The sequence below is a fragment of the Psychrobacter sp. TB20-MNA-CIBAN-0197 genome (assembly GCF_040309765.1).
In the GTDB taxonomy this organism is placed as follows: domain Bacteria; phylum Pseudomonadota; class Gammaproteobacteria; order Pseudomonadales; family Moraxellaceae; genus Psychrobacter; species Psychrobacter submarinus.
Genome location: NZ_JBEOPC010000209.1, coordinates 1 through 357 on the forward strand (window position 1 = coordinate 1; position 357 = coordinate 357).

General features: G+C 57.1%; 1 protein-coding gene. It reads right to left on the bottom strand.

The window, feature by feature from the left end:
* Positions 1 to 155: 155 nt before the first annotated feature.
* On the bottom strand, positions 156 to 357 hold a 202-nt coding region (locus tag AAEY83_RS13350), incomplete at its 5' end, for a DUF454 family protein (protein WP_351059509.1).

Sequence of the window (357 nt, forward strand, 5' to 3'; positions counted from 1 at the left end):
GTTCATGAATGTTCGCCTTCCACACGGGGCGCTTACCTGGGCTGTCAGCGCCGATACGGAAGAATTAATCATGCGACGTTAAAGCGCGCACCTGTCAACTCTGACAGGTGCGGACGGATATCGGATGAACGGTTGTGCTGCCGACGGTGGGGCGATCAGCGTTTTTTCAAGGTCTTCTGCCGCAAAATATAAACCGTCACCAGCACCGCACTGGTCAGCATGAACCCACGCGCCCAAACCAGCGGCACCAGATAACACGAGAACAGAATGCTCGCCCACATCAGCCCGATCGCGTAGACCTTGCCCTTGAGCGGAATGCCGTTGCCATCGAGGTAATCGCGGATCCATGGCCCGAGC